Source organism: Kitasatospora sp. NPDC036993, from assembly GCF_055607525.1.
This window is the reverse complement of the sequence record NZ_JBVJRP010000004.1, coordinates 537,024-555,636: the sequence shown is the minus strand read 5'-3', so window position 1 is coordinate 555,636 and position 18,613 is coordinate 537,024. Positions and strand designations below refer to the sequence as shown.

Here is an 18,613-nt window from a genome sequence, read left to right as displayed (position 1 = left end):
TGATCACCACGGCCCGGCCCCGGGGGCCTGGCCTCCACCCCGACCCCGCAGATCTCGGTCCGGCCACGAATGGCAGGCGCCCTGGCGGCCCACTACGCGCGTAGATATGCTGGTCTGGTGACTATGTCCACTGTTGCAGCCAATGCCCTCGGCGTTGCGGGCAGCGGCCTTCAGGACGTTGCGGCGTCCGAGGCCTCGCTCCGCCGTTTCCTGCACGGCCTGCCCGGCGTCGACCAGGTCGGCCTGGAGGCGCGTGCCGCCACTCTCGGTACCCGCTCGATCAAGACCACGGCGAAGGCGTACGCCATCGACCTGGCGATCTCGATGATCGACCTGACCACGTTGGAAGGCGCGGACACGGTCGGCAAGGTGCGCGCCCTGTGCGCCAAGGGCAGGACCCCCGACCCGACCGACCCGACCACCCCCCGTGTCGCCGCCATCTGCGTCTACCCGGACATGGTCGCCACCGCGAAGGCCGCCCTGAAGGGCACCGGCATCCAGGTCGCCTCGGTGGCCACCGCCTTCCCGGCCGGCCGCGCCGCCCTCCCGGTCAAGCTCGCCGACACCGCCGACGCGGTGGCCGCGGGCGCCGACGAGATCGACATGGTGATCGACCGCGGCGCCTTCCTCTCCGGCCGCTACCTCGACGTCTTCAACGAGATCCTCGCGGTCAAGGAGGCGTGCCAGCGCCCCGACGGCAGCTCCGCCCACCTCAAGGTGATCTTCGAGACCGGTGAGCTCCAGACCTACGACAACGTCCGCCGGGTCTCCTGGCTGGCGATGCTGGCCGGCGCCGACTTCATCAAGACCTCCACCGGCAAGGTCGCCGTCAACGCGACCCCGCCGGTCACCCTGCTGATGCTGGAGGCGGTCCGCGACTTCCGCGCGGCCACCGGCGTCCAGGTCGGCGTCAAGCCCGCCGGCGGCATCCGCACCACCAAGGACGCCATGAAGTACCTGGTGATGGTCAACGAGACCCTCGGCGACGACTGGCTGACCCCGCACTGGTTCCGCTTCGGCGCCTCCAGCCTGCTCAACGACCTGCTGATGCAGCGCCAGAAGCTGGCCACCGGCCGCTACTCCGGCCCCGACTACGTGACGGTGGACTGATCACCATGGCCAAGAAGAAGAACACCGAGGAGCCCGCGGCCAAGCCCGCCGGCGGCCTCTTCGCCTACGCCCCGGCACCGGAGTCCCCCGCGGCCGCCGGCGACATCGCCAGCTCCTACGGCCACTTCATCGGCGGCGAGTTCGTCGACTCCTCCGGCAAGGAGGCCCTGAAGACGGTCAACCCGGCCACCGAGCAGGTGCTCGCCGAGTTCGCCCGGGGCACCGAGGAGGACGTCGACCGCGCGGTCGCCGCCGCCCGCAAGGCCTTCGCCGGCTGGTCGGCGCTGCCCGGCAGCGAGCGCGCCAAGTACCTGTTCCGGATCGCCCGGATCGTCCAGGAGCGCAGCCGCGAGCTGGCCGTGCTGGAGTCGATCGACAACGGCAAGCCGATCCGCGAGACCCGCGACGTCGACCTGCCGCTGGTCGCCGCGCACTTCTTCTACTACGCGGGCTGGGCCGACAAGCTGGACCACGCCGGCTTCGGCCCCGCCCCGAAGCCGCTGGGCGTGGCCGGCCAGGTCATCCCGTGGAACTTCCCGCTGCTGATGCTGGCCTGGAAGATCGCGCCCGCGCTGGCGACCGGCAACACGGTCGTCCTGAAGCCGGCCGAGACCACCCCGCTGACCGCGCTGCGCTTCGCCGAGATCTGCCGCCAGGCCGGTCTGCCGAAGGGCGTCGTCAACATCGTCACCGGCGACGGCCGCACCGGCGCGGCGCTCACCGCGCACCCGGACGTCAACAAGGTCGCCTTCACCGGCTCCACCCCGGTCGGCCGGGCCATCGCCAGGCAGCTGGCCGGCACCCGCAAGAAGCTCTCGCTGGAGCTGGGCGGCAAGGCCGCGAACATCGTCTTCGACGACGCGCCGATCGACCAGGCGGTCGAGGGCATCGTCAACGGCATCTTCTTCAACCAGGGCCACGTCTGCTGCGCGGGTTCGCGCCTGCTGGTCCAGGAGTCGGTCCAGGACGAGGTGCTGGACGCCCTGAAGCGCCGGATGGCCACCCTGCGGGTCGGCGACCCGCTGGACAAGAACACCGACATCGGCGCCATCAACTCGGCCGAGCAGCTGGCCAGGATCACCGCCCTGACCGAGGCCGGCGAGGCCGAGGGCGCGGAGCGCTGGTCGCCGGCCTGCGACCTCCCCGGCACCGGCTTCTGGTTCAAGCCGACCCTGTTCACCGGCGTGAGCCAGGCCCACCGGATCGCCCAGGAGGAGATCTTCGGCCCGGTCCTGTCGGTGCTGACCTTCCGCACCCCCGCCGAGGCGGTCGAGAAGGCCAACAACACCCCGTACGGCCTCTCCGCCGGCATCTGGACGGAGAAGGGCTCGCGCATCCTCTGGATGGCGAGCCGGCTCAGGGCCGGCGTGGTCTGGGCCAACACCTTCAACAAGTTCGACCCGACCTCGCCGTTCGGCGGCTACAAGGAGTCGGGCTACGGCCGCGAGGGTGGCCGCCACGGTCTGGAGGCCTACCTCGATGTCTGATGTCGCAACGCGTCTTGACGTCCTCAAGACCTACAAGCTGTACGTCGGCGGGAAGTTCCCGCGCTCCGAGAGCGGGCGGGTGTACGAGGTGACGGACTCGAAGGGCGCATGGCTCGCCAACGTCCCGCTGGGCACCCGCAAGGACGCCCGCGACGCCGTCGTGGCCGCCCGCAAGGCGGTCAAGGGCTGGGCCGGCGCCACCGCGTACAACCGCGGCCAGGTGCTGTACCGGGTGGCCGAGATGCTCCAGGGCCGGCGCGAGCAGTTCGCCACCGAGGTGGCCGTCTCCGAGGGCATCGGCCCGAAGAAGGCCGCCGCCCTGGTGGACGCCGCGATCGACCGCTGGGTCTGGTACGCGGGCTGGACCGACAAGGTCGCCCAGATCGCGGGCGGCGCCAACCCGGTCGCCGGGCCGTTCTTCAACCTCTCCACCCCGGAGCCGACCGGCGTGGTCGGGATCGTCGCCCCGCAGGCCGGGTACGGGCACTCGCTGCTCGGCCTGGTCTCGGTGATCGCCCCGGCGATCGCCACCGGCAACACGGTCGTGGTCGCGGCCGCCGCGGACGCCCCGCTGCCCGCGCTGTCGCTGGGCGAGGTGCTGGCCACCTCGGACGTCCCGGGCGGCGTGGTCAACCTCGTCTCGGGCCGGACCGCGGACATCGCCCCCACCCTGGCCTCGCACCAGGACGTCAACGCGCTGGACCTCACCGGGGCGATCGCCACCGACGGCCCCGGCGCGGCGCAGGCGCTGGAAGCCGCCGCTGCGGATACCCTGAAGCGGGTAGTCCGTCCCGTGCTGGACCCGTTCGCCCAGGACTGGACCAATGCGCCCGGTACGGACCGGCTACTCTCGTTCCTGGAGACCAAGACGGTCTGGCACCCGATGGGGATCTGACCTCCGCCGCTCCGCCCGACGGAACGACAGCACAACTCCACAGACTGGCCGTCCCCAGTGCCCTCACCCCCCCAGGGCCCGGACGGTCACAGGACGGACCCGCGCCTCTCCCCCCCTGGCGTGGGTCCGTCGGCGTTCCGGGGTGTTCCGGTGCCGCCCGGCATTCCAGCCGTTGCCGGTCGGCGCCCGTCGGCCTCCCGTCGACTTTCGTCGGCCGTGCCGCCGACTTTCGGCGCTCCCGCGCGCCCGTCCGCCCCGGCCAGAATCGCCGGTGACGGAATCGACCGGGGGGGACGATGGGCGAGTTCATCGGCGAGCTGATGGCACTGTTCGCGGACGGCTTCTACCGCAGGTGGCACGTGGCCCGCACCACTCGCCGGCTGGCCGCCGGCCGCCCGGTCCGGGTGCCCTGCTCGGCCCGGTCCGGCCGGCAGCCCGGGTACGTCAACGGCAGCCTGCACATCACGCCGGGCGCCGGCACCGTGGCCCTCGTCGCCCGCGACACCGGCCGGCGCGAACTGTCCGCCGGCGGCACCTTCCACGATCCCGAGCCCGACACCTGGCACAGCCAGGACTGGGCCGCCACCGCCTACCGGCCGCCCGGCACCGAGGAGCCGGTGTACCTCCAGGTGGACAGCCGCTACCTCCCGATGGTCCACGTCGCCCTCGCCGACCCGCAGGCGCAGTCACAGCCGCCGTCGCGGTAGAAGGCCGGGACCGGCAGGTTTCGGCAACCGGCCGGGATGCGTCAGACTGGTGTCCCGTGAGTGACTCCCCCATGAACCCCGCACCGGCCGCGCATGCCCGGGTGATCCTGCTCTCCGGGCCCTCCGGGTCGGGGAAGTCCTCGCTGGCCGAGCGCAGCGGTCTGCCGGTGCTCCAGCTCGACGACTTCTACAAGGACGGGGACGACCCGACCCTGCCGCGGCTGCCGGACGGCGCCGTCGACTGGGACTCCCCGCTGGCCTGGCACCGTGACCAGGCCGTCGCCGCCATCCGCGCCCTGCACGAGCACGGCCGCACGGACGTCCCGGTGTACTCGATCCCGGACAACGGCAGGACCGGCACCCGCGGCCTGGAGCTGGGCGGGGCCGCCGCGTTCATCGCGGAGGGCATATTCGCCGCCGAGATCACCACCGAGTGCGCCGGCCTCGGCCTGCTCGGCGACGCCCTGTGCCTGCGCAACGGCTCGCTCACCACGGCCTGGCGCCGGCTGCGCCGGGACGTCAGGGAGGGCCGCAAGTCGCTGCCGGTGCTGCTGCGCCGGGGCCTGCGGCTGATGCGGGCCGAACGGTCCATCGTCGGACGGCAGGTGGCACTCGGCTCGTACGCGTGCGCCGGCCCCGAGGCCGAGCGGCGGATCCGCGCCACGACCATGGCCACCGAACTCTCCGCGGCCTGACCCCGCGGTCCCGGGCCCCGCTCCGGAGCCGCGCAACGGAGTCACGGTCCGAAGCCGCCGTCCGAAGCCGCCGTCCGCACCCGGGCCGGCTCCAGGGCACGACGAAGGCCCGGTGCGTCTCCCCCGCACCGGGCCCTTCGCCTTCCCTGGACGGTCCTCGGCTCCCCCACGGGCATGCTCCCCCGAGCCGCTGCCCCCGGACCGTGACCGTCCGCTACCCGTCCCCCGACGGGAGTCCTCGTTACGCGACCAGCTCGCCGAACGCCCGGACGGTGTCGCCCGACTTGTTCAGGTGCTCGTCCTCGCGCAGCCGGCGCAGGGCGCGCCAGATGCTGCTCTTGACCGTGCCGACGCTGATCCCCAGCACGTCGGCGATCTCCGGGTCGGTCTTGCCCTCGTAGTACCGCAGCACCAGCATGGTGCGCTGGTTCTCCGGCAGCTTCGCCAGCGCCTGCCAGAGCACGGTGCGCAGCTCGGTGCCGCCCATCGCGTCGGTGTCGCCGGCCGTCTCCGGCAGCTCCTCGGTCGGGTACTCGTTGACCTTGCGGCGCCGCCAGGCGGAGATGTGCAGGTTGGTCATGGTGCGGCGGAGGTACCCGCCGACCGCGGCCTTGTCGGTGATCCGGCCCCAGGCGCGGTAGGTGCTGAAGAGCGCGCTCTGCAGCAGGTCCTCGGCCTCGTAGCGGTCACCGGTCAGGTGGTAGGCCGTGGCGTACAGGGAGGCGCGGCGCTCCCGCACGTACGCGGTGAACTCCGTGATGTGGTCCTCCGCGACGGCCGGGTGCTCCCCCTGCGCGCCTTCCTGTCCGGCCTCGGTGGTGCGGGCCGCGGCGGGGTTCAGCCGCAGCAGCGTCGCACCGGCGGCCTCGCGACCGGCCGGCTCCCCCGAGCCGGCCGTCCGCGGACCGTTCCCCCCGGTCCCCCGGTTCCCCCCCGGGGCGTCCTTGCCCTCGACGCGGACGGGGAGGATCCCCCGCAGCGTGAGGGTGCCTGCGGAGTCGGCCGAACTCCCCAGCCGGCCGATTCCGTACAGCTCCCCCGTCCTGCCGCCGCCGCTCACCCGACGGGCGACAGGGTTTCCACCGGTGCTGTGCGCGCACCCCCGCACGGTCACGGCACCGGAGTTCTCGTCGGTCCTGACCTCGTACCGGGTCTGGGTGGACGTGGCTGACGAACGCGCGGTGCGGACAGCCGGGTTGGTCCGGGTCTGAAGCGTGGCGTTCATCGTGCGCCCCCTGGGTCGGTACGAGCGGTTCCGGTAGCCGCCCTTCAGCCGGCCTTCCGGCCCGCTGTCCTGCGGCGACACGGAAAATCCTGCCCGCCGGTTGTGATGGCGCTGTCCGCCGACTGTCACAGGGGTGTCACAGGAGCGGGCCGGAGACCCCGGTTCGCTTCCCTCCGTTCCGGACGCCGGTGGCCCTCCTTCCGGTTCCCGCGGGGAAGGTGATCGGTCCGGGGGGTGATTCACGGCTGCGGGTGGGCCAAAATGGGGCCGTGCCTTTCCTCCTACTGATCGAGGACGACGACGCCATCCGGACCGGCCTCGACCTCGCCCTCACCCGCCAGGGCCACCGCGTGGCCACCGCCGCCTCCGGTGAGGACGGTCTGAGGCTCTTCAAGGAGCAGCGGCCCGACCTGATCGTGCTGGACGTGATGCTGCCCGGGATCGACGGCTTCGAGGTGTGCCGCCGGATCCGCCGCACCGACCAGCTGCCGATCATCCTGCTCACCGCCCGCTCCGACGACATCGACGTGGTGGTGGGCCTGGAGTCCGGCGCGGACGACTACGTGGTGAAGCCGGTCCAGCCACGCGTGCTGGATGCCAGGATCCGGGCCGTGCTGCGCCGCGGCGAGCGGGAGAGCTCGGACTCCTCCGCGTACGGCAGCGTGGTGATCGACCGGGCGGCGATGACCGTCACCAAGGACGGGCTGGACCTCCAGCTCACCCCGACCGAACTGCGGCTGCTGCTGGAGCTCAGCCGCCGCCCGGGGCAGGCGCTCTCCCGCCAGCAACTGCTGCGGCTGGTCTGGGAGCACGACTACCTCGGCGACTCCCGTCTGGTGGACGCGTGCGTGCAGCGGCTGCGGGCCAAGGTCGAGGACGTGCCGTCCGCGCCGACGCTGATCCGCACCGTCCGGGGGGTGGGCTACCGGCTGGATCCGCCGGCGTGACCAGGAACGCTTCCGACCAGCCCCACCCGCCCCCTGAACTCCCGTACCACGACAGGCTCCTGTGACTGACCATCAGACGACTGCCCGGCGGTTCCCGACCGGCCGGTGGCGTCGGCTGCGCTCCCTGCGGGTGCGGCTGATCGCGGTGTTCGCGGCCGTCGCGCTGCTCGCCGCCGTCTCGGCCTCCGGCATCGCGTACTGGCTGAACCGCGACGCGGTGCTCAAGCGCGCCCAGGACACGGCGCTGAACGACTTCCGGGTCTCGCTCACCCGCAACGTCTCCGAGCTGCCGCTGAACGCGAGCTGCCCGGAGCTGGCCGGGCTGGCGTCCACCGTGGCCAGCTCCGGCCTGACGTACGACGTGGTGGTGGTCGACCCGGCCCACCCGGAGTGCACGGCATCCTCCGACCCCGCGAACTTCACCCTGGCCGACGTCCCGGCCCCGTTGCAGACCGCCGTCGCCAAGCCGCGCGAGCTCAACGAGAACAACCCGTACCCGTACCACCTGTACTGGCAGCGGCAGAACCTGGAGGGCCGGCCGTTCGTGATCGGCGGCACCAAGGTGGTGCCGAGCGGTCCGACGGCGTACATGTTCAAGTCACTGGAGAACGAGCGGGCCGACCTCAACACCCTGGGCTGGTCACTGGCCATCGCCACCCTGCTCGCGCTGATCGGCTCGGCGCTGCTGGCCCAGGCCGCCTCGGCCACCGTGCTGCGGCCGGTCAAGCGGCTCGGGGACGCCGCCCGGCGGCTCGGCGAGGGGCGTCTCGACACCCGTCTGGAGGTCGAGGGCTCGGACGAACTCGCCGACCTGGCCCGGACGTTCAACCGGGCCGCGGAGTCGCTGCACGAGCAGGTCGAGGAGCTGAGCGCGCGCGAGGCGCAGAGCCGGCGGTTCGTCGCCGACATGTCGCACGAGCTGCGCACCCCGCTGACCGCGATGACCGCCGTCACCGACATCCTGGAGGACGAGGCCGAGTCGCTGGACCCGATGATCGAGCCGGCCGTCCGGCTCGTGGTCAGCGAGACCAGGCGGCTGTCCGACCTCGTGGAGAACCTGATGGAGGTGACCCGCTTCGACGCCGGCACCGCCAGGCTGGTCGCCGACGAGGTGGACATCGCCGACCTGATCATGTCCTGCATCGACGGCCGGGCCTGGTACGACGCGGTCGAACTGGACGCCCCGCGCGGCATCCTGGCCGTGGTCGACCCGCGCCGGCTCGACGTGGTCTTCGCCAACCTGATCGGCAACGCGCTGAAGCACGGCGGCTCGCCGGTGCGGGTCGGGGTCCGGCAGGACGGGGACTCGGTCGTGGTCGAGGTCTCCGACAGCGGCCCCGGCATCCCCGAGGACGTGCTGCCGCACGTCTTCGACCGCTTCTACAAGGCCGACCGGGGGCGGGCGCGCTCGGAGGGCAGCGGCCTCGGGCTGTCGATCGCGATGGCCAACGCGCAGATACACGGGGGGACGATCACCGCGGCGAACGGGGAGGTCGGCGCGGTGTTCACCCTGACCCTGCCGCTGGCCCCGCCCCCTCCGCCGTCCGCGGGCGAGGCCGGGGGCGGCCCCGCCGGCGACGCCGCCGAGGACAAGGACGCCACGTGACCACCCCCACCAGCACCCCCCGCACCGACCCGGCCGCCACCCGCACCGCCCTGCGGCGCGGCGCCGGCGTGCTGCTGCTGCTCGCGCTGGCCTCCGGCTGCGGCATCCGGCCGACCGCCGTACCGGTCGACGCCGGCGCGCCCGCCAGCCGGACGGCCTGCCCGACCACCCCGCACATACCGGCGGCCCTGGTCACCCCGCCGGGCCCGGCCCCGACCGTGACCCAGGCCCGCGGCGCCAAGGCCGCCGCGAGCCCGAGCCCGTCGCCCAGCCCGGTGCCGCCGGGCAGCCCGCCGCCGGACAACGTGTTCGGCGCGGTGCCGACGTCCTCGCCCTGCAAGTAGTTGTCCGGAGGGGGCGGGGACCGCCCTGGAGGGGCGCGTTCGGAATGTTCACGCCCGGTGTGGAACCGACGTGCCGTCGGCTCACGTCCTTCCCCCCGTGCAGCGAGATGGCACCAGGACACGCGACGAGCGTTCCGGCGCGGGGACCGACAGAAGCCCGGCGGCGGCCGCCCACCGTCCCCTCCGAGCGGCCGGGCTGGCAGGTCTCACCGGCCACCTGGCGCTGGTGCTCTGGCTGGTGCTGAGACCGATTCCGGTGACCTGGGTGTACGACGCCAACCTGACGCCGCTCGCCTCGCTCCGCTCCTCGACCGGCTGGCAGGTGGTCGGCGAACTCCTGCTGCTGGCCCCGCTCGGAGTCCTGCTCCCGCTGGCCGGCGGCCGGCTCCGGGCACGCTGGCTGCCGTCCTTCCTGCGCACCACCGGCGCGTCCGCGCTGCTGGCCACCGGGCTGGAGTTCCTCTCCTCCTGGGCGCCGGGGCACGTCCTCAACGTGGACCACATCCTGCTCGCCGTCGTCGGCGTGGCCGTCGTCCACCTCGCGCTCGTCCCCGGCCTGCGGCACCTGCTGCGGGACCGGCGGCCGCCGACGCCCCGGCTGACGGTGCTCTCCGTGCCGCCGGGGCCGGCCGTCACCCCGGTCGCCGCCGCCCTCCGGCCGGCCGGAGGGTCCGCCGGCCGGCGGAGGGCCTACGCCGAACCGACGCCGCCCGCCCGCTGAGCCCGGCCCCGGACCACCAGGCCGCCGACCTCGACCAGCCCGCCGCGCGGCCCGGCCAGCAGCCGCGAGCCCCGGCCCTGGGTGATCGTCAGCGGCCGGCCCAGGCTCGCGGCCAGCAGCAGGGCGGCCGCACCGGTCGCCTCGTCCTCGTCGATCCCGTCGCCCCGCCCGGGGAAGGCGCGCGCCCGCACGGTGCCGGCCGCCTCGTCCCGCCAGGCCCAGGCGTAGACCCACTCCCCCGGCGGCGGCACCTCCAGCGCCTCCACCTCGGCCGCCGAGCCGTACCGCCGCAGCGTCCGGCCCGAGAGCCACTCCGGGCGGGCCGCGATCCGGGTCAGCCCGTCCTCGCGCCGGACGGCCACCTCCCCGGCCGCGGTGACCAGCCGGTCCACCCCGAGCAGCCAGGCGGCGCCCACGCACGGGTGGCCGGCGAACGGCAGGCGCACCGACGGGGTGTAGATGTCGATCTCCCCGCGCTCCGGGTCGTCGACGAACACCGTCTCGCTGTACCCGAGTTCGCGCGCGATCCGCTGCCGGTCCGCGCGCTCCGGCACGGCGGCGCCGTCGCGCACCACGCCGAGTTCGTTCCCGTGGCTCCCGCCGGGCCCGCAGAAGACCCGCAACACCTCGAACTCCGTCATTCCCCACCTCTTCGATCGCCGCTCCGGCACCGTGCGATGACAGCCTGACGCGGAGGCCGCGCCGCAGGCCGTCCCGCCGGTCCTGACGGTCCTGACTGCCTCGCCGGTCTCGCCGGTCCCGACGGATCATCGCCTCGACGGAGGCGCTCGTCGAGCGCGGCGGCGCCAAGCGGCGGCGGGCCCGGGGCGGGCGAGCGCGCCGCGCCCTCCGTACGGGCGCCGGAAGGCCCGTCAGAAGCGCCTCCCGGCACCGCCCCGCACCCGGTTGCGTCGGCGCGCCACCACCAGGGTGCCGATGCCGAGGGCGATCGCGGTCACGCCGGTGATCGCCATCGGCTCCGCGGCCGTACCGCCACCGGTGGAGGCCAGCCGGTTGCCGGGCTCCGGGGCAGCGGCGGCGACCGGCCGCGGGCCGCCGGTTGCCGGGCTCGGCACCACCGGGACGGGCGCCGCGGCCGCCGCGGCCGGGACGACCGGGGCGGTGGACGGCTCGGTCGCGACCGGGGCCCGGCCGGTGGCCGAGGAGGCCGGCGCGGGCGGGGCGGTCGCCGCGGCCACGATGATGAAGTCGGCCTCCTGGCCCACCGCCTCGGCCGCGCTCTCACCCTCCCCGGGCAGGGTGCCCGCGAGGGCCGTCAGGGATTCGGCGCGGGGCGGAGCGTCCTTGGTGAAGGCCAGCCGGAGCTCGATCGTGTGGCTCTCGCCGTTCGCCAGCGTGACGGTGTCGGTGTTCCTGTCCCCGGTCCGCAGCGTGCAGTAGAGCCAGGTCGGGTGCTCCTGGCTGCCGACGCGGGTGGCTCCCCGCCACTGCCCGTCGGCGGCACGGAACTCCAACCCGACCACGTCCGACGGGAGTTCGGACTCCCCCTGGAACACGACCGCGGGCAGGACCCGCAGCGGCCGGCCGCTCCGGTTGGTGAGGACCAGCCTGAACGGCTTCGCCTCCGCGCCCGCGGTGAAGGAGACGGGCACCGAGTCGAACCCGACCTCCACGGCGGCCGCGGGGGTGGCCGGCGGGGTCGTGGGCGGGGTGGTGAGCGGGGTGGTGGGCGCCACCGCCGGGGCTATGACCAGGTCCGGGTGGCCGCTGCTCGCCGACGTGGTGCGCTGCTCCGGCGGCAGGGCCGGATCGGAGACCACGGAGTCGAAGCCCGGCGTCACCCGGCCGGCCGGGGCGTCGGCGGTGACGGTGAGCCGCAGCCGGTAGCCGGCCTCGGCGCCGGCCGCCAGCGACAGCACGGCGGGCTGGTCGAACGTCCAGCGGGCCCGGGCGTCCGCGGCGTCCACCCGGGCGTCCTGCCACCGGGTGCCGCCGGGCGACTGGTACTCCAGCCTGAACTGGCTCTGCCGGGCGCCGGTGCCGGTGTCCCCGACGGCGAAGGCCGAGGACGGGACGGACACCAGGTGGTCGGCGGTGTTCCTGAGCGTCACGGAGAACTCCACCGGCGCGCCGCCCGCCCGGACGGTGCCGGGAAGGCCGCTGAAGGCGATCACGACCGGCGACGGCCGGGGCTGGACGTCCCGGACCGCCAGGACGGCCTCCTCCGCGGCGGAGCCGGCCGGAGCCTCGACCACGGCCAGGGCGGAGGCCAGCGCGACGGCAGCGGTCGCGGCCAGGAGTCTGCGGTGCCGAATGCGCAACTCAACCTCACGAGAGAATTCGGATGGAACCCGTCAGGACGTGAAATCGCTTGCACGAGAGGTCATTCCACAACAATGCCGGTCTCTTGGTCCGCCCCCCGGCCGACTGCGATCGGCGGCATCCTATCGAGCCGCTTCCCGGCTCCCGAACGGACCCGGCCCGACACCCTTCCGGCCCGGATGTCCGAGGAGGCTCCCCCCTCCCTCAGGGTCACCCTGAGAACGACCCCGACACCCGGCTACGCCACCCCGGCGACCCCTCGGGGCTGGGAAATCACCTGCTGGACGGAGGTTCCCCGGCCGACGGCGACGGACCATGGAAGTAGCCCGCCGGACCGCCCGGACCGGGCCGCCACCGTACGGAGTAGGCCATGAGTGCGCGTCTCGCCCGTCCCCGCCACAACCGTGTCCTCGCCGGCGTCTGCGCCGGGATCGCCGAACGCTTCGGCCTGACCCCGTGGACCGTCCGGCTGATCTTCCTGCTCTCCTGCCTGCTGCCAGGACCGCAGTTCCTGCTCTACCTGGCCCTCTGGCTGCTGCTCCCCCAGGAACCGTGAGCCGGGCGGCCTGGGGCCGCGACCGGTGTGGCCCGGGGCCGCGCGCCGGGCGACCGGGAGACGTGAGCGGGGCGGCCGGGAGACGTGCCGAGTGCGTGCCCGCCGGGCCCGGCGGGCACGGCCCGGCGGACGCCGCGACCCCGGCGAACGCCGACGGGCCGCCCGCCCCGGGATCCCCGGGGTGGACGGCCCGTCGCCGTGCCGTGGGTTCCGGCTCAGCCGGCCAGACCGGGGAGGCCCGGGAGCAGACCGGTCAGCCCGCCGACCGGGGTCTTGTCCAGGCCCGGGACGGTCGGGAGGGCGGCGCGCTGCTGGGTGACGCCGGCCAGCGGGGTGTCGCCGGCCGGGACGGCCTTGCCGACGGTCGGGGCGAGGGTGCCCAGCGTGCCGGTGACCTTGTCGGCCCCGGGCAGCTTGGCTGCGGTGTCGGTGACCGCGCCGGTCACCGCGGGGTTGGTGAGCGCCCCGGTGGGCAGCCCGAGGCCGCCGGCCGCCTGGCCGTCAGCCGCGGAGGCGGCGCCGGCGCCGACCGCCGCGATGGCGATGCCGAGAGCCGCGGTGCCGGCGGCCTTGAGAGCCTGCTTCATGGTTGGTCCCCTTTGGGTCCTCGTCGGTGGCCGACTTCGCGCGAGGGAGCGACGGACGGGCGACCGTCGCGGCGCGTGTCGGCAGTGACTGGCACACCGTAGTGAGCAGGTCGCGCGGGAACCAAAGGGTGTTCACTCACCCGAGTGAGTAGTCGGATGAACGCCAACTCGCTTGCAGGAACGTCGCGTTCATCCGACCGGCCGGACCGGCACCTAGCCCACCGGCTCAGTTGCCGCCGGTGCCCGCGCTGAACAGCCACTCCGCCTTCAGCTCGGCGTACCCCGGCTTGATCACGTCGCTGATCATCGCCAGCCGCTCGTCGAAGGGCAGGAACGCGGACTTCATCGCGTTCACCGTGAACCACTCCAGGTCCCCCAGCGTGTAGCCGAAGGCCTCCACCACGTGGCCGAACTCCCGGCTCATGCTGGTGCCGCTCATCAGCCGGTTGTCGGTGTTCACGGTGACCCGGAACTTCAGCCGGCTGAGCAGCCCGATCGGGTGCTCGGTGTAGGAGGAGGCGGCGCCGGTCTGGATGTTGGAGGTCGGGCACATCTCCAGCGGGATGCGCTTGTCGCGCACGTACGCGGCCAGCCGGCCGAGCTCGACGCCGCCGTCCTCGCCGACCGTGATGTCGTCGACGATCCGCACCCCGTGGCCGAGCCGGTCGGCGCCGCAGCACTGGAGGGCCTCCCAGATCGACGGCAGGCCGAAGGCCTCGCCCGCGTGGATCGTGAAGTGGTTGTTCTCGCCCTTGAGGTAGTCGAAGGCGGCCTGGTGGCGGGTGGGGGGGTAGCCGGCCTCGGCGCCCGCGATGTCGAAGCCGACCACGCCCTGGTCCCGGTAGCGGTTGGCCAGTTCGGCGATCTCGGTGGAGCGGGCGGCGTGCCGCATCGCGGTCAGCAGGGTGCCGACGCGGATCCGGTGGCCGGCCTCGCGGGCGTTGGCCTCGCCGAGGCGGAAGCCCTCCTGGACGGCCTCGACGACCTCGTCCAGGGTCAGCCCGGCCTCCAGGTGCTGCTCGGGGGCGTAGCGGACCTCGGCGTACACGACGCCGTCGGCGGCCAGGTCCTCGGCGCAGTCCGCGGCGACCTTGATCAGCGCCGCACGGGTCTGCATCACGGCGCAGGTGTGCGCGAAGGTCTCCAGGTAGCGGACCAGCGAGCCGGAGTCGGCGGCCTCGCGGAACCACTCGCCGAGCTCCTTGGGGTCGGTGGTGGGCAGGCCCTGGTAGCCGCAGGCGGCGGCCAGCTCGACCACGGTCTCCGGGCGCAGCCCGCCGTCCAGGTGGTCGTGCAGGAGGACCTTCGGCGCGCGGCGGATCTGGTCGGCGGTGGGGATGCGCGGGCCCGTGCCCGCGGTGGTGACGGGGATCTGCTGTTCCATTGCGGAAATATAGCCCCTACGCGCGTAGACCCACCACCGCCGACACCACCGGATGGTCCAAACTCCACCGGGAATTCCACCGCCCGGTCCATACGATCCACCAAAGCGTCAGCCCGTCGCGGCGAGCGCTCGCAAAGACGTCAGTCGTGCTGCAACAACCGCCCGCGCCGGGAGAGCACGAAGTCCCGGAAGGCCGCGGCCGGCGGGCTCAGCGGCCGCCCCGCCACCCAGGCCAGCCCGATCGCCCGCCGGGTGCGCGGCGCCGTCACCTCCAGCTCCACCACCCCGGGCCGCGGCACCAGGGCCGGCGGCAGCAGCGCCACCCCCAGCCCGGCCGCCACCAGCCCGCGCAGCGTCTCCGCCTCCTCGCCCTCGAACGCCGGCCTGGGGACGAAGCCCGCCTCCGCGCAGAAGCCGTCCGTGATCGCGCGCAGCCCGTACCCCTGCTCCAGCCCGACGAACGGCTCCTCGGCCACCTCCGCCAGCCGGATCCGCCGCCGCCCGGCCAGCCGGTGGTCCGCCGGGACGACCAGGTTCAGCCGCTGCTCGTCCAGCAGGCGGGCGGTGAACGCCGGGTCCTCCGGCAGCGGCGCGACCAGGCAGAGGTCCAACTCCCCCGCCCGCAAACGCTCCAGCATCGCCGCGCCGTAGTCCTGCACCAGCTGGAACCGCACCCGCGGGTGCGCCGCCCGGAAGCCCCGCAGCAGCGCCGGCACCGCGTCCGGCCCCATCGTGTGCAGGAACCCGAAGGCCACCAGGCCCACCGCCGGGTCCGCCGCCGCCCTGGCCGCCGCGGCGCCGCGCTCCACCTCGGCCAGCGCCCGCTCCACCGAGGCCAGCAGCAGCCGGCCCGCCCTGGTCAGCCGGACCGTACGGCCCTGACGGGCCAGCAGGTCCACCCCCAGGTCCTCCTCCAGCCCGGCCACCGCGCGCGACAGCGTCGGCTGCGGCACCCCGAGCAGCGCCGCCGCCTGGGTCACGTGCTCCAGCCGGGCCACCGCCGCGAACCGGGCCAGCCGTGGCGCCAGCAGCACGGCCGGCTCCTCCGGCCCCAACTCGGCGACCCGGTACCGCTGCTCGCCGCCGTCCACCGGTTCGGCACCCGCCATTCCGTCACCACCTCGACTCATACGCCAGTGCATCGATCATCCCCGCTTCATGCATTGGACGCATCAAAGGCGGCAGGCCTACCGTCGACGCCATGCAGCCCTCCGATACCAGGGCATCCGTGACCGCCCCGGATGCCCCCGCCCCCGACCCCTCCCCCTCGGCCGCCCCCGCGGACGACCGCCTCGGCCCCGGGCAGCGCGCCTTCCGCCGCGCCAACCTCGCCCTGTTCGCCGCCGGCGTCGCGACCTTCGTCCTGCTCTACTCCACCCAGGGCCTGCTGCCGGTCCTCTCGGCCGACCTCGACCTCACCCCCGGCCAGGCCAGCTGGACGGCCTCCGCCGCCACCCTCGGCCTCGCCCTCGGGCTGCTCCCGGCCAGCGCGCTGTCCGACAGGTACGGCCGCACCGCGGTGATGACGGCCTCCACCCTCGCCGCCTCCGCGCTCGCCCTCGCCCTGCCGTTCGCCCCCGACCTCACCACCCTCGTCACGCTGCGGGTCCTCCAGGGCGCCGCCCTAGCCGGACTCCCCGCCACCGCCATGGCCTACCTCGCCGAGGAGGTCCGCCCCGGCGCGCTGCCCTCCGCGATGGGCCTGTACGTGGCCGGCAACAGCATCGGCGGGATGGGCGGGCGGCTGATCTCCGGCTGGACCGCCGCCGGGCTCGGCTGGCGCTGGGGCCTCGCCGCCTCCGCCGTCCTCGCCCTGCTCGCCACCCTCGCCTTCCGGCTGCTGATCCCTGCCGCCCGCCACTTCACCCCGGCCTCGGTGGACGCCCGCGCGCTCACCCGCACCGTCGGACGGCACCTGCGCAACCCGCTGCTGGTACGGCTGTACCTGCTCGGAATGCTGTTCATGGCGGTGTTCGGCGCGGTCTACAACACCGTCGGCTACCGGCTGATCGGCGCGCCGTTCCACCTGCCGGAGTCGATCGCCGCCTCGATCTTCGTGGTCTACCTGGTCGGCACCGGCACCTCCGCCGCGGCCGGCCGGCTCTCCGCCCGGCTCGGCCGGCGCGGCGCCCTCTACGTCTCCGTCGGCGTGACCGCGGCCGGCCTGCTGCTCTCCCTCGCCGAGTCCCTGGTCTGCGCCCTGCTCGGCCTGGTCCTGATCACCGCCGGCTTCTTCGCCGGCCACGCCACCGCCTCCTCCTCGGTCGGCCGCACCGCCACCGAGGGCCGCGCCCAGGCCTCCGCCCTGTATCTGATCGCCTACTACCTCGGCAACAGCGTCGGCGGCACCCTCGGCGCGGACGCCTACCACGCCACCGGCTGGCCCGGCGCCGCCACCGTCGGCCTCACCGCCATGGCCCTCGCCGCCGCCGTCACCCTCTACGCCACCCGCCAGGCCCACGCGGCGCGGCGGATGACCTCGGCACGCTCCCGGGCGTGAGGGCGAGCACTCGGGCAGCCGGGCAGACTTTCCGCCAGGTAGACTTTCCCTATGGCAGACCTCAAGCGCCGCCGTCGCCCCCACCTGGTGTCCACACCCGTGCGGAAGAAGGGCGTGGTCACCATCCCCCAGGAGATAAGAGAGCAGTTGGACCTCCAGGAGGGCGATCAGCTGGTGGTCGCGGTCGAGGACGGCCGCATCGTCCTGACCCCGGCCTCCGTGATCCCCGACGACCAGGCCTGGTTCTGGAGCCCCGCCTGGCAGGAGAAGGAGCAGGAGGTCGAGGCCGCCATCGCCACGGGCGAGCGCGGGGACGTGTTCCAGGACGGCGACTCCTTCCTGCAGTCGCTCGCCGACGAGGCCGGGCTGGACCTGGAGGAGATCAAGCGCCGTGCCGACGTATGAGTCGCTGGCCCACTTCCTACGCGACTGGAAGGGCCTGACCCCGGCGCAGAAGGCCGCCTCCCTCGTCGCCGTCGCCCAGTTCGTCACCGACCTGCGGGCCGGGCAGGGCTTTCGGCGGAGCCTCCGGGTGAAGAAGATGCAGGGGCATCCGGACGTCTGGGAGCTGACCTGGGCCCCCGACGGCCGGGCGACCTTCAGCTACGGCGCCTCCGTCCAGGACGGCGAGCCGCACATCGTCTGGCGCCGGATCGGCACCCACGACGTCTTCCACCGCCCCTGACCGCGGCCGCCGATACACTCCGGGCGTGAGCATCGATCCCGCCGCGTTCGCCCGGTTGCGTGAGATCGCCGACCAGCTGCCCCGGATTCCAGGGATAGGGAAGATCGAGATCGCGGACGGCGAGATCGTCATGAGGATGTCGCCCGTGAGGCGCCGCGAGCTCGCCGTCATCCGTCTGGCGCGACAGCTCAACACCCAGCTGGCCCAGACCCATCCCGGCTACATCGCCCACGGCGGCGCGGACTTGGAGGATGTCGGCCTCGGCCGGCTCCGGAACCCGGACCTGATGGTGTTTCCCGAGGCGAATCTGGACGACGACAAGCCGGCTCTCCTCCCTCACGAGATCCTTCTGGTCGTGGAAATCGTCTCCAAGTCCAACCCTGAGAACGACTACCACGGCAAGGTCCGCGACTACTCGGCCATGGGCATCCCGATGTATCTCCTGGTCGACCCCCGCAAGGGCACCGGAATCATCCACGACGAGCCCGGCTACACCCGCCGCAAGGAGTTCGCCTTCGGCGACATCGTCACCGTCGGCCCCTGGACCCTCGACACGGGCGTCCTGCGGACGTACGCCTGAGCGAAGGAGCCCGCACCCGGGGGCGGGTGCGGGCTCCTCAGCGGCGTTCAGGCGACCGGAGTCTGGAAGCGAAGCTCCGGCCCCGAAGCTCCCGCAATGGCCCGCCCAGGTGCCGCGAGAGCGGCTCACCAAGTGTCGTCGGATGCTCTGCCAGGTAATCGAGGTGATCCTCAACGCCGGCATAGTGCCGCGCCGGAAGCGCCGCGAGCCAGTCACGGACCTCAGGTTCGATCTCGACCACGAAGCGGTCGACTCCCATGTGCGGCAGCGTAGACCACACCGCCGCACACGGAGTAGTCGT

Annotated in this window: 21 protein-coding genes; 14 read left to right on the top strand and 7 right to left on the bottom strand. The window is 73.8% G+C overall.

Annotation, left to right across the window (positions count from 1 at the left end; all coding sequences use genetic code 11):
* The first annotated feature begins 123 nt into the window (after positions 1 to 123).
* From deoC to ACZ7C5_RS11645, 5 genes are all read left to right on the top strand, one after another.
* Positions 124 to 1,110, top strand: coding sequence for a deoxyribose-phosphate aldolase (gene deoC / locus ACZ7C5_RS11665; RefSeq protein ID WP_470322460.1), 987 nt, complete (start codon positions 124 to 126; stop codon positions 1,108 to 1,110).
* A 5-nt stretch (positions 1,111 to 1,115) separates the two neighbouring features.
* Entirely contained in the window at positions 1,116 to 2,597 is a 1,482-nt protein-coding gene (locus ACZ7C5_RS11660; RefSeq protein ID WP_401091372.1) for an aldehyde dehydrogenase family protein, read from the top strand.
* Positions 2,590 to 3,492 (top strand): aldehyde dehydrogenase family protein, encoded by a 903-nt coding sequence (locus ACZ7C5_RS11655; RefSeq protein WP_401091371.1) that lies wholly within the window; start codon positions 2,590 to 2,592, stop codon positions 3,490 to 3,492. The genes ACZ7C5_RS11660 and ACZ7C5_RS11655 overlap by 8 nt, the downstream gene beginning before the upstream one ends.
* Positions 3,493 to 3,788: 296 nt before the next feature.
* A complete protein-coding gene (locus tag ACZ7C5_RS11650; protein ID WP_470322459.1) occupies positions 3,789 to 4,199 on the top strand; it encodes a hypothetical protein in 411 nt (136 codons plus the stop codon).
* A gap of 71 nt (positions 4,200 to 4,270) precedes the next feature.
* On the top strand, positions 4,271 to 4,894 hold the full coding sequence (locus ACZ7C5_RS11645) for an ATP-binding protein (RefSeq protein ID WP_470322470.1): 624 nt from the start codon (positions 4,271 to 4,273) through the stop codon (positions 4,892 to 4,894).
* Positions 4,895 to 5,135: 241 nt separating this feature from the next.
* Here ACZ7C5_RS11645 and ACZ7C5_RS11640 read toward each other — a convergent pair whose 3' ends face one another.
* On the bottom strand, positions 5,136 to 6,119 hold the full coding sequence (locus ACZ7C5_RS11640; protein WP_470322458.1) for a SigE family RNA polymerase sigma factor: 984 nt from the start codon (positions 6,117 to 6,119) through the stop codon (positions 5,136 to 5,138).
* 269 nt (positions 6,120 to 6,388) lie between these two features.
* Between ACZ7C5_RS11640 and ACZ7C5_RS11635 the strand changes: the two genes are divergently transcribed.
* From ACZ7C5_RS11635 to ACZ7C5_RS11620, 4 genes are all read left to right on the top strand, one after another.
* The gene (locus ACZ7C5_RS11635; protein WP_188296432.1) at positions 6,389 to 7,066 is read left to right on the top strand and encodes a response regulator; all 678 of its coding nucleotides are present in this window, start codon (positions 6,389 to 6,391) and stop codon (positions 7,064 to 7,066) included.
* Between the two features lie 61 nt (positions 7,067 to 7,127).
* Entirely contained in the window at positions 7,128 to 8,672 is a 1,545-nt protein-coding gene (locus tag ACZ7C5_RS11630) for an ATP-binding protein (RefSeq protein ID WP_401091364.1), read from the top strand.
* Positions 8,669 to 9,016 carry a hypothetical protein gene (locus ACZ7C5_RS11625; protein WP_401091362.1) on the top strand — a complete coding sequence of 116 codons (348 nt, stop codon included), beginning with the start codon at positions 8,669 to 8,671 and terminating at the stop codon, positions 9,014 to 9,016. The genes ACZ7C5_RS11630 and ACZ7C5_RS11625 overlap by 4 nt, the downstream gene beginning before the upstream one ends.
* A gap of 238 nt (positions 9,017 to 9,254) precedes the next feature.
* The gene (locus tag ACZ7C5_RS11620) at positions 9,255 to 9,737 is read left to right on the top strand and encodes a VanZ family protein (RefSeq protein ID WP_401091360.1); all 483 of its coding nucleotides are present in this window, start codon (positions 9,255 to 9,257) and stop codon (positions 9,735 to 9,737) included.
* Here ACZ7C5_RS11620 and ACZ7C5_RS11615 read toward each other — a convergent pair.
* Positions 9,707 to 10,378: a PhzF family phenazine biosynthesis protein gene (locus ACZ7C5_RS11615; RefSeq protein ID WP_470322457.1), complete on the bottom strand. Its 672-nt coding sequence runs from the start codon at positions 10,376 to 10,378 to the stop codon at positions 9,707 to 9,709. The genes ACZ7C5_RS11620 and ACZ7C5_RS11615 overlap by 31 nt on opposite strands.
* Positions 10,379 to 10,609: 231 nt before the next feature.
* Entirely contained in the window at positions 10,610 to 12,019 is a 1,410-nt protein-coding gene (locus tag ACZ7C5_RS11610; RefSeq protein WP_470322456.1) for a hypothetical protein, read from the bottom strand.
* Positions 12,020 to 12,390: 371 nt separating this feature from the next.
* On the opposite strand from ACZ7C5_RS11610, the gene ACZ7C5_RS11605 reads away from it, so the two are divergent.
* Positions 12,391 to 12,576: a PspC domain-containing protein gene (locus ACZ7C5_RS11605; RefSeq protein WP_188295222.1), complete on the top strand. Its 186-nt coding sequence runs from the start codon at positions 12,391 to 12,393 to the stop codon at positions 12,574 to 12,576.
* Between the two features lie 215 nt (positions 12,577 to 12,791).
* Here the strand turns inward: ACZ7C5_RS11605 and ACZ7C5_RS11600 are convergent, their stop codons facing one another.
* The 3 genes from ACZ7C5_RS11600 to ACZ7C5_RS11590 all read right to left on the bottom strand — a co-directional run bounded on the left by ACZ7C5_RS11600 (position 12,792) and on the right by ACZ7C5_RS11590 (position 15,656).
* Positions 12,792 to 13,163, bottom strand: a complete 372-nt coding sequence (locus tag ACZ7C5_RS11600) for an ATP-binding protein (protein ID WP_401091354.1) — start codon at positions 13,161 to 13,163, stop codon at positions 12,792 to 12,794.
* Between the two features lie 226 nt (positions 13,164 to 13,389).
* Complete coding sequence (locus ACZ7C5_RS11595; RefSeq protein ID WP_401091352.1) at positions 13,390 to 14,547, bottom strand: adenosine deaminase; 1,158 nt, start codon at positions 14,545 to 14,547, stop codon at positions 13,390 to 13,392.
* 140 nt (positions 14,548 to 14,687) lie between these two features.
* A complete protein-coding gene (locus tag ACZ7C5_RS11590) occupies positions 14,688 to 15,656 on the bottom strand; it encodes a LysR family transcriptional regulator (RefSeq protein WP_188295224.1) in 969 nt (322 codons plus the stop codon).
* A 92-nt stretch (positions 15,657 to 15,748) separates the two neighbouring features.
* Here ACZ7C5_RS11590 and ACZ7C5_RS11585 point away from each other — a divergent pair, with 92 nt between their 5' ends.
* From ACZ7C5_RS11585 to ACZ7C5_RS11570, 4 genes are read left to right on the top strand one after another with little or no spacing between them, the layout of a single operon-like run.
* Positions 15,749 to 17,047 carry an MFS transporter gene (locus ACZ7C5_RS11585; RefSeq protein ID WP_401091350.1) on the top strand — a complete coding sequence of 433 codons (1,299 nt, stop codon included), beginning with the start codon at positions 15,749 to 15,751 and terminating at the stop codon, positions 17,045 to 17,047.
* 51 nt (positions 17,048 to 17,098) lie between these two features.
* Positions 17,099 to 17,452 (top strand): AbrB/MazE/SpoVT family DNA-binding domain-containing protein, encoded by a 354-nt coding sequence (locus ACZ7C5_RS11580; protein WP_401091348.1) that lies wholly within the window; start codon positions 17,099 to 17,101, stop codon positions 17,450 to 17,452.
* On the top strand, positions 17,439 to 17,732 hold the full coding sequence (locus ACZ7C5_RS11575; protein WP_401091347.1) for a hypothetical protein: 294 nt from the start codon (positions 17,439 to 17,441) through the stop codon (positions 17,730 to 17,732). The genes ACZ7C5_RS11580 and ACZ7C5_RS11575 overlap by 14 nt, the downstream gene beginning before the upstream one ends.
* A gap of 25 nt (positions 17,733 to 17,757) precedes the next feature.
* A complete protein-coding gene (locus ACZ7C5_RS11570) occupies positions 17,758 to 18,312 on the top strand; it encodes a Uma2 family endonuclease (protein WP_470322455.1) in 555 nt (184 codons plus the stop codon).
* Positions 18,313 to 18,349: 37 nt separating this feature from the next.
* Here ACZ7C5_RS11570 and ACZ7C5_RS11565 read toward each other — a convergent pair whose 3' ends face one another.
* Entirely contained in the window at positions 18,350 to 18,571 is a 222-nt protein-coding gene (locus ACZ7C5_RS11565; RefSeq protein WP_401091343.1) for a type II toxin-antitoxin system RelE/ParE family toxin, read from the bottom strand.
* Positions 18,572 to 18,613: the final 42 nt, after the last annotated feature.

Bases quoted from the DNA above. Each gene is read 5' to 3' on its own strand.
- ACZ7C5_RS11640 (WP_470322458.1), bottom strand. From the start codon at position 6,119: ATGAACGCCACGCTTCAGACCCGGACCAACCCGGCTGTCCGCACCGCG.
- ACZ7C5_RS11650 (WP_470322459.1), top strand. From the start codon at position 3,789: ATGGGCGAGTTCATCGGCGAGCTGATGGCACTGTTCGCGGACGGCTTC.
- ACZ7C5_RS11600 (WP_401091354.1), bottom strand. From the start codon at position 13,163: ATGAAGCAGGCTCTCAAGGCCGCCGGCACCGCGGCTCTCGGCATCGCC.
- ACZ7C5_RS11580 (WP_401091348.1), top strand. From the start codon at position 17,099: ATGGCAGACCTCAAGCGCCGCCGTCGCCCCCACCTGGTGTCCACACCC.
- ACZ7C5_RS11565 (WP_401091343.1), bottom strand. From the start codon at position 18,571: ATGGGAGTCGACCGCTTCGTGGTCGAGATCGAACCTGAGGTCCGTGAC.
- deoC (WP_470322460.1), top strand. From the start codon at position 124: ATGTCCACTGTTGCAGCCAATGCCCTCGGCGTTGCGGGCAGCGGCCTT.
- ACZ7C5_RS11590 (WP_188295224.1), bottom strand. From the start codon at position 15,656: ATGGCGGGTGCCGAACCGGTGGACGGCGGCGAGCAGCGGTACCGGGTC.
- ACZ7C5_RS11595 (WP_401091352.1), bottom strand. From the start codon at position 14,547: ATGGAACAGCAGATCCCCGTCACCACCGCGGGCACGGGCCCGCGCATC.
- ACZ7C5_RS11615 (WP_470322457.1), bottom strand. From the start codon at position 10,378: ATGACGGAGTTCGAGGTGTTGCGGGTCTTCTGCGGGCCCGGCGGGAGC.
- ACZ7C5_RS11655 (WP_401091371.1), top strand. From the start codon at position 2,590: ATGTCTGATGTCGCAACGCGTCTTGACGTCCTCAAGACCTACAAGCTG.
- ACZ7C5_RS11660 (WP_401091372.1), top strand. From the start codon at position 1,116: ATGGCCAAGAAGAAGAACACCGAGGAGCCCGCGGCCAAGCCCGCCGGC.
- ACZ7C5_RS11645 (WP_470322470.1), top strand. From the start codon at position 4,271: ATGAACCCCGCACCGGCCGCGCATGCCCGGGTGATCCTGCTCTCCGGG.
- ACZ7C5_RS11605 (WP_188295222.1), top strand. From the start codon at position 12,391: ATGAGTGCGCGTCTCGCCCGTCCCCGCCACAACCGTGTCCTCGCCGGC.
- ACZ7C5_RS11585 (WP_401091350.1), top strand. From the start codon at position 15,749: ATGCAGCCCTCCGATACCAGGGCATCCGTGACCGCCCCGGATGCCCCC.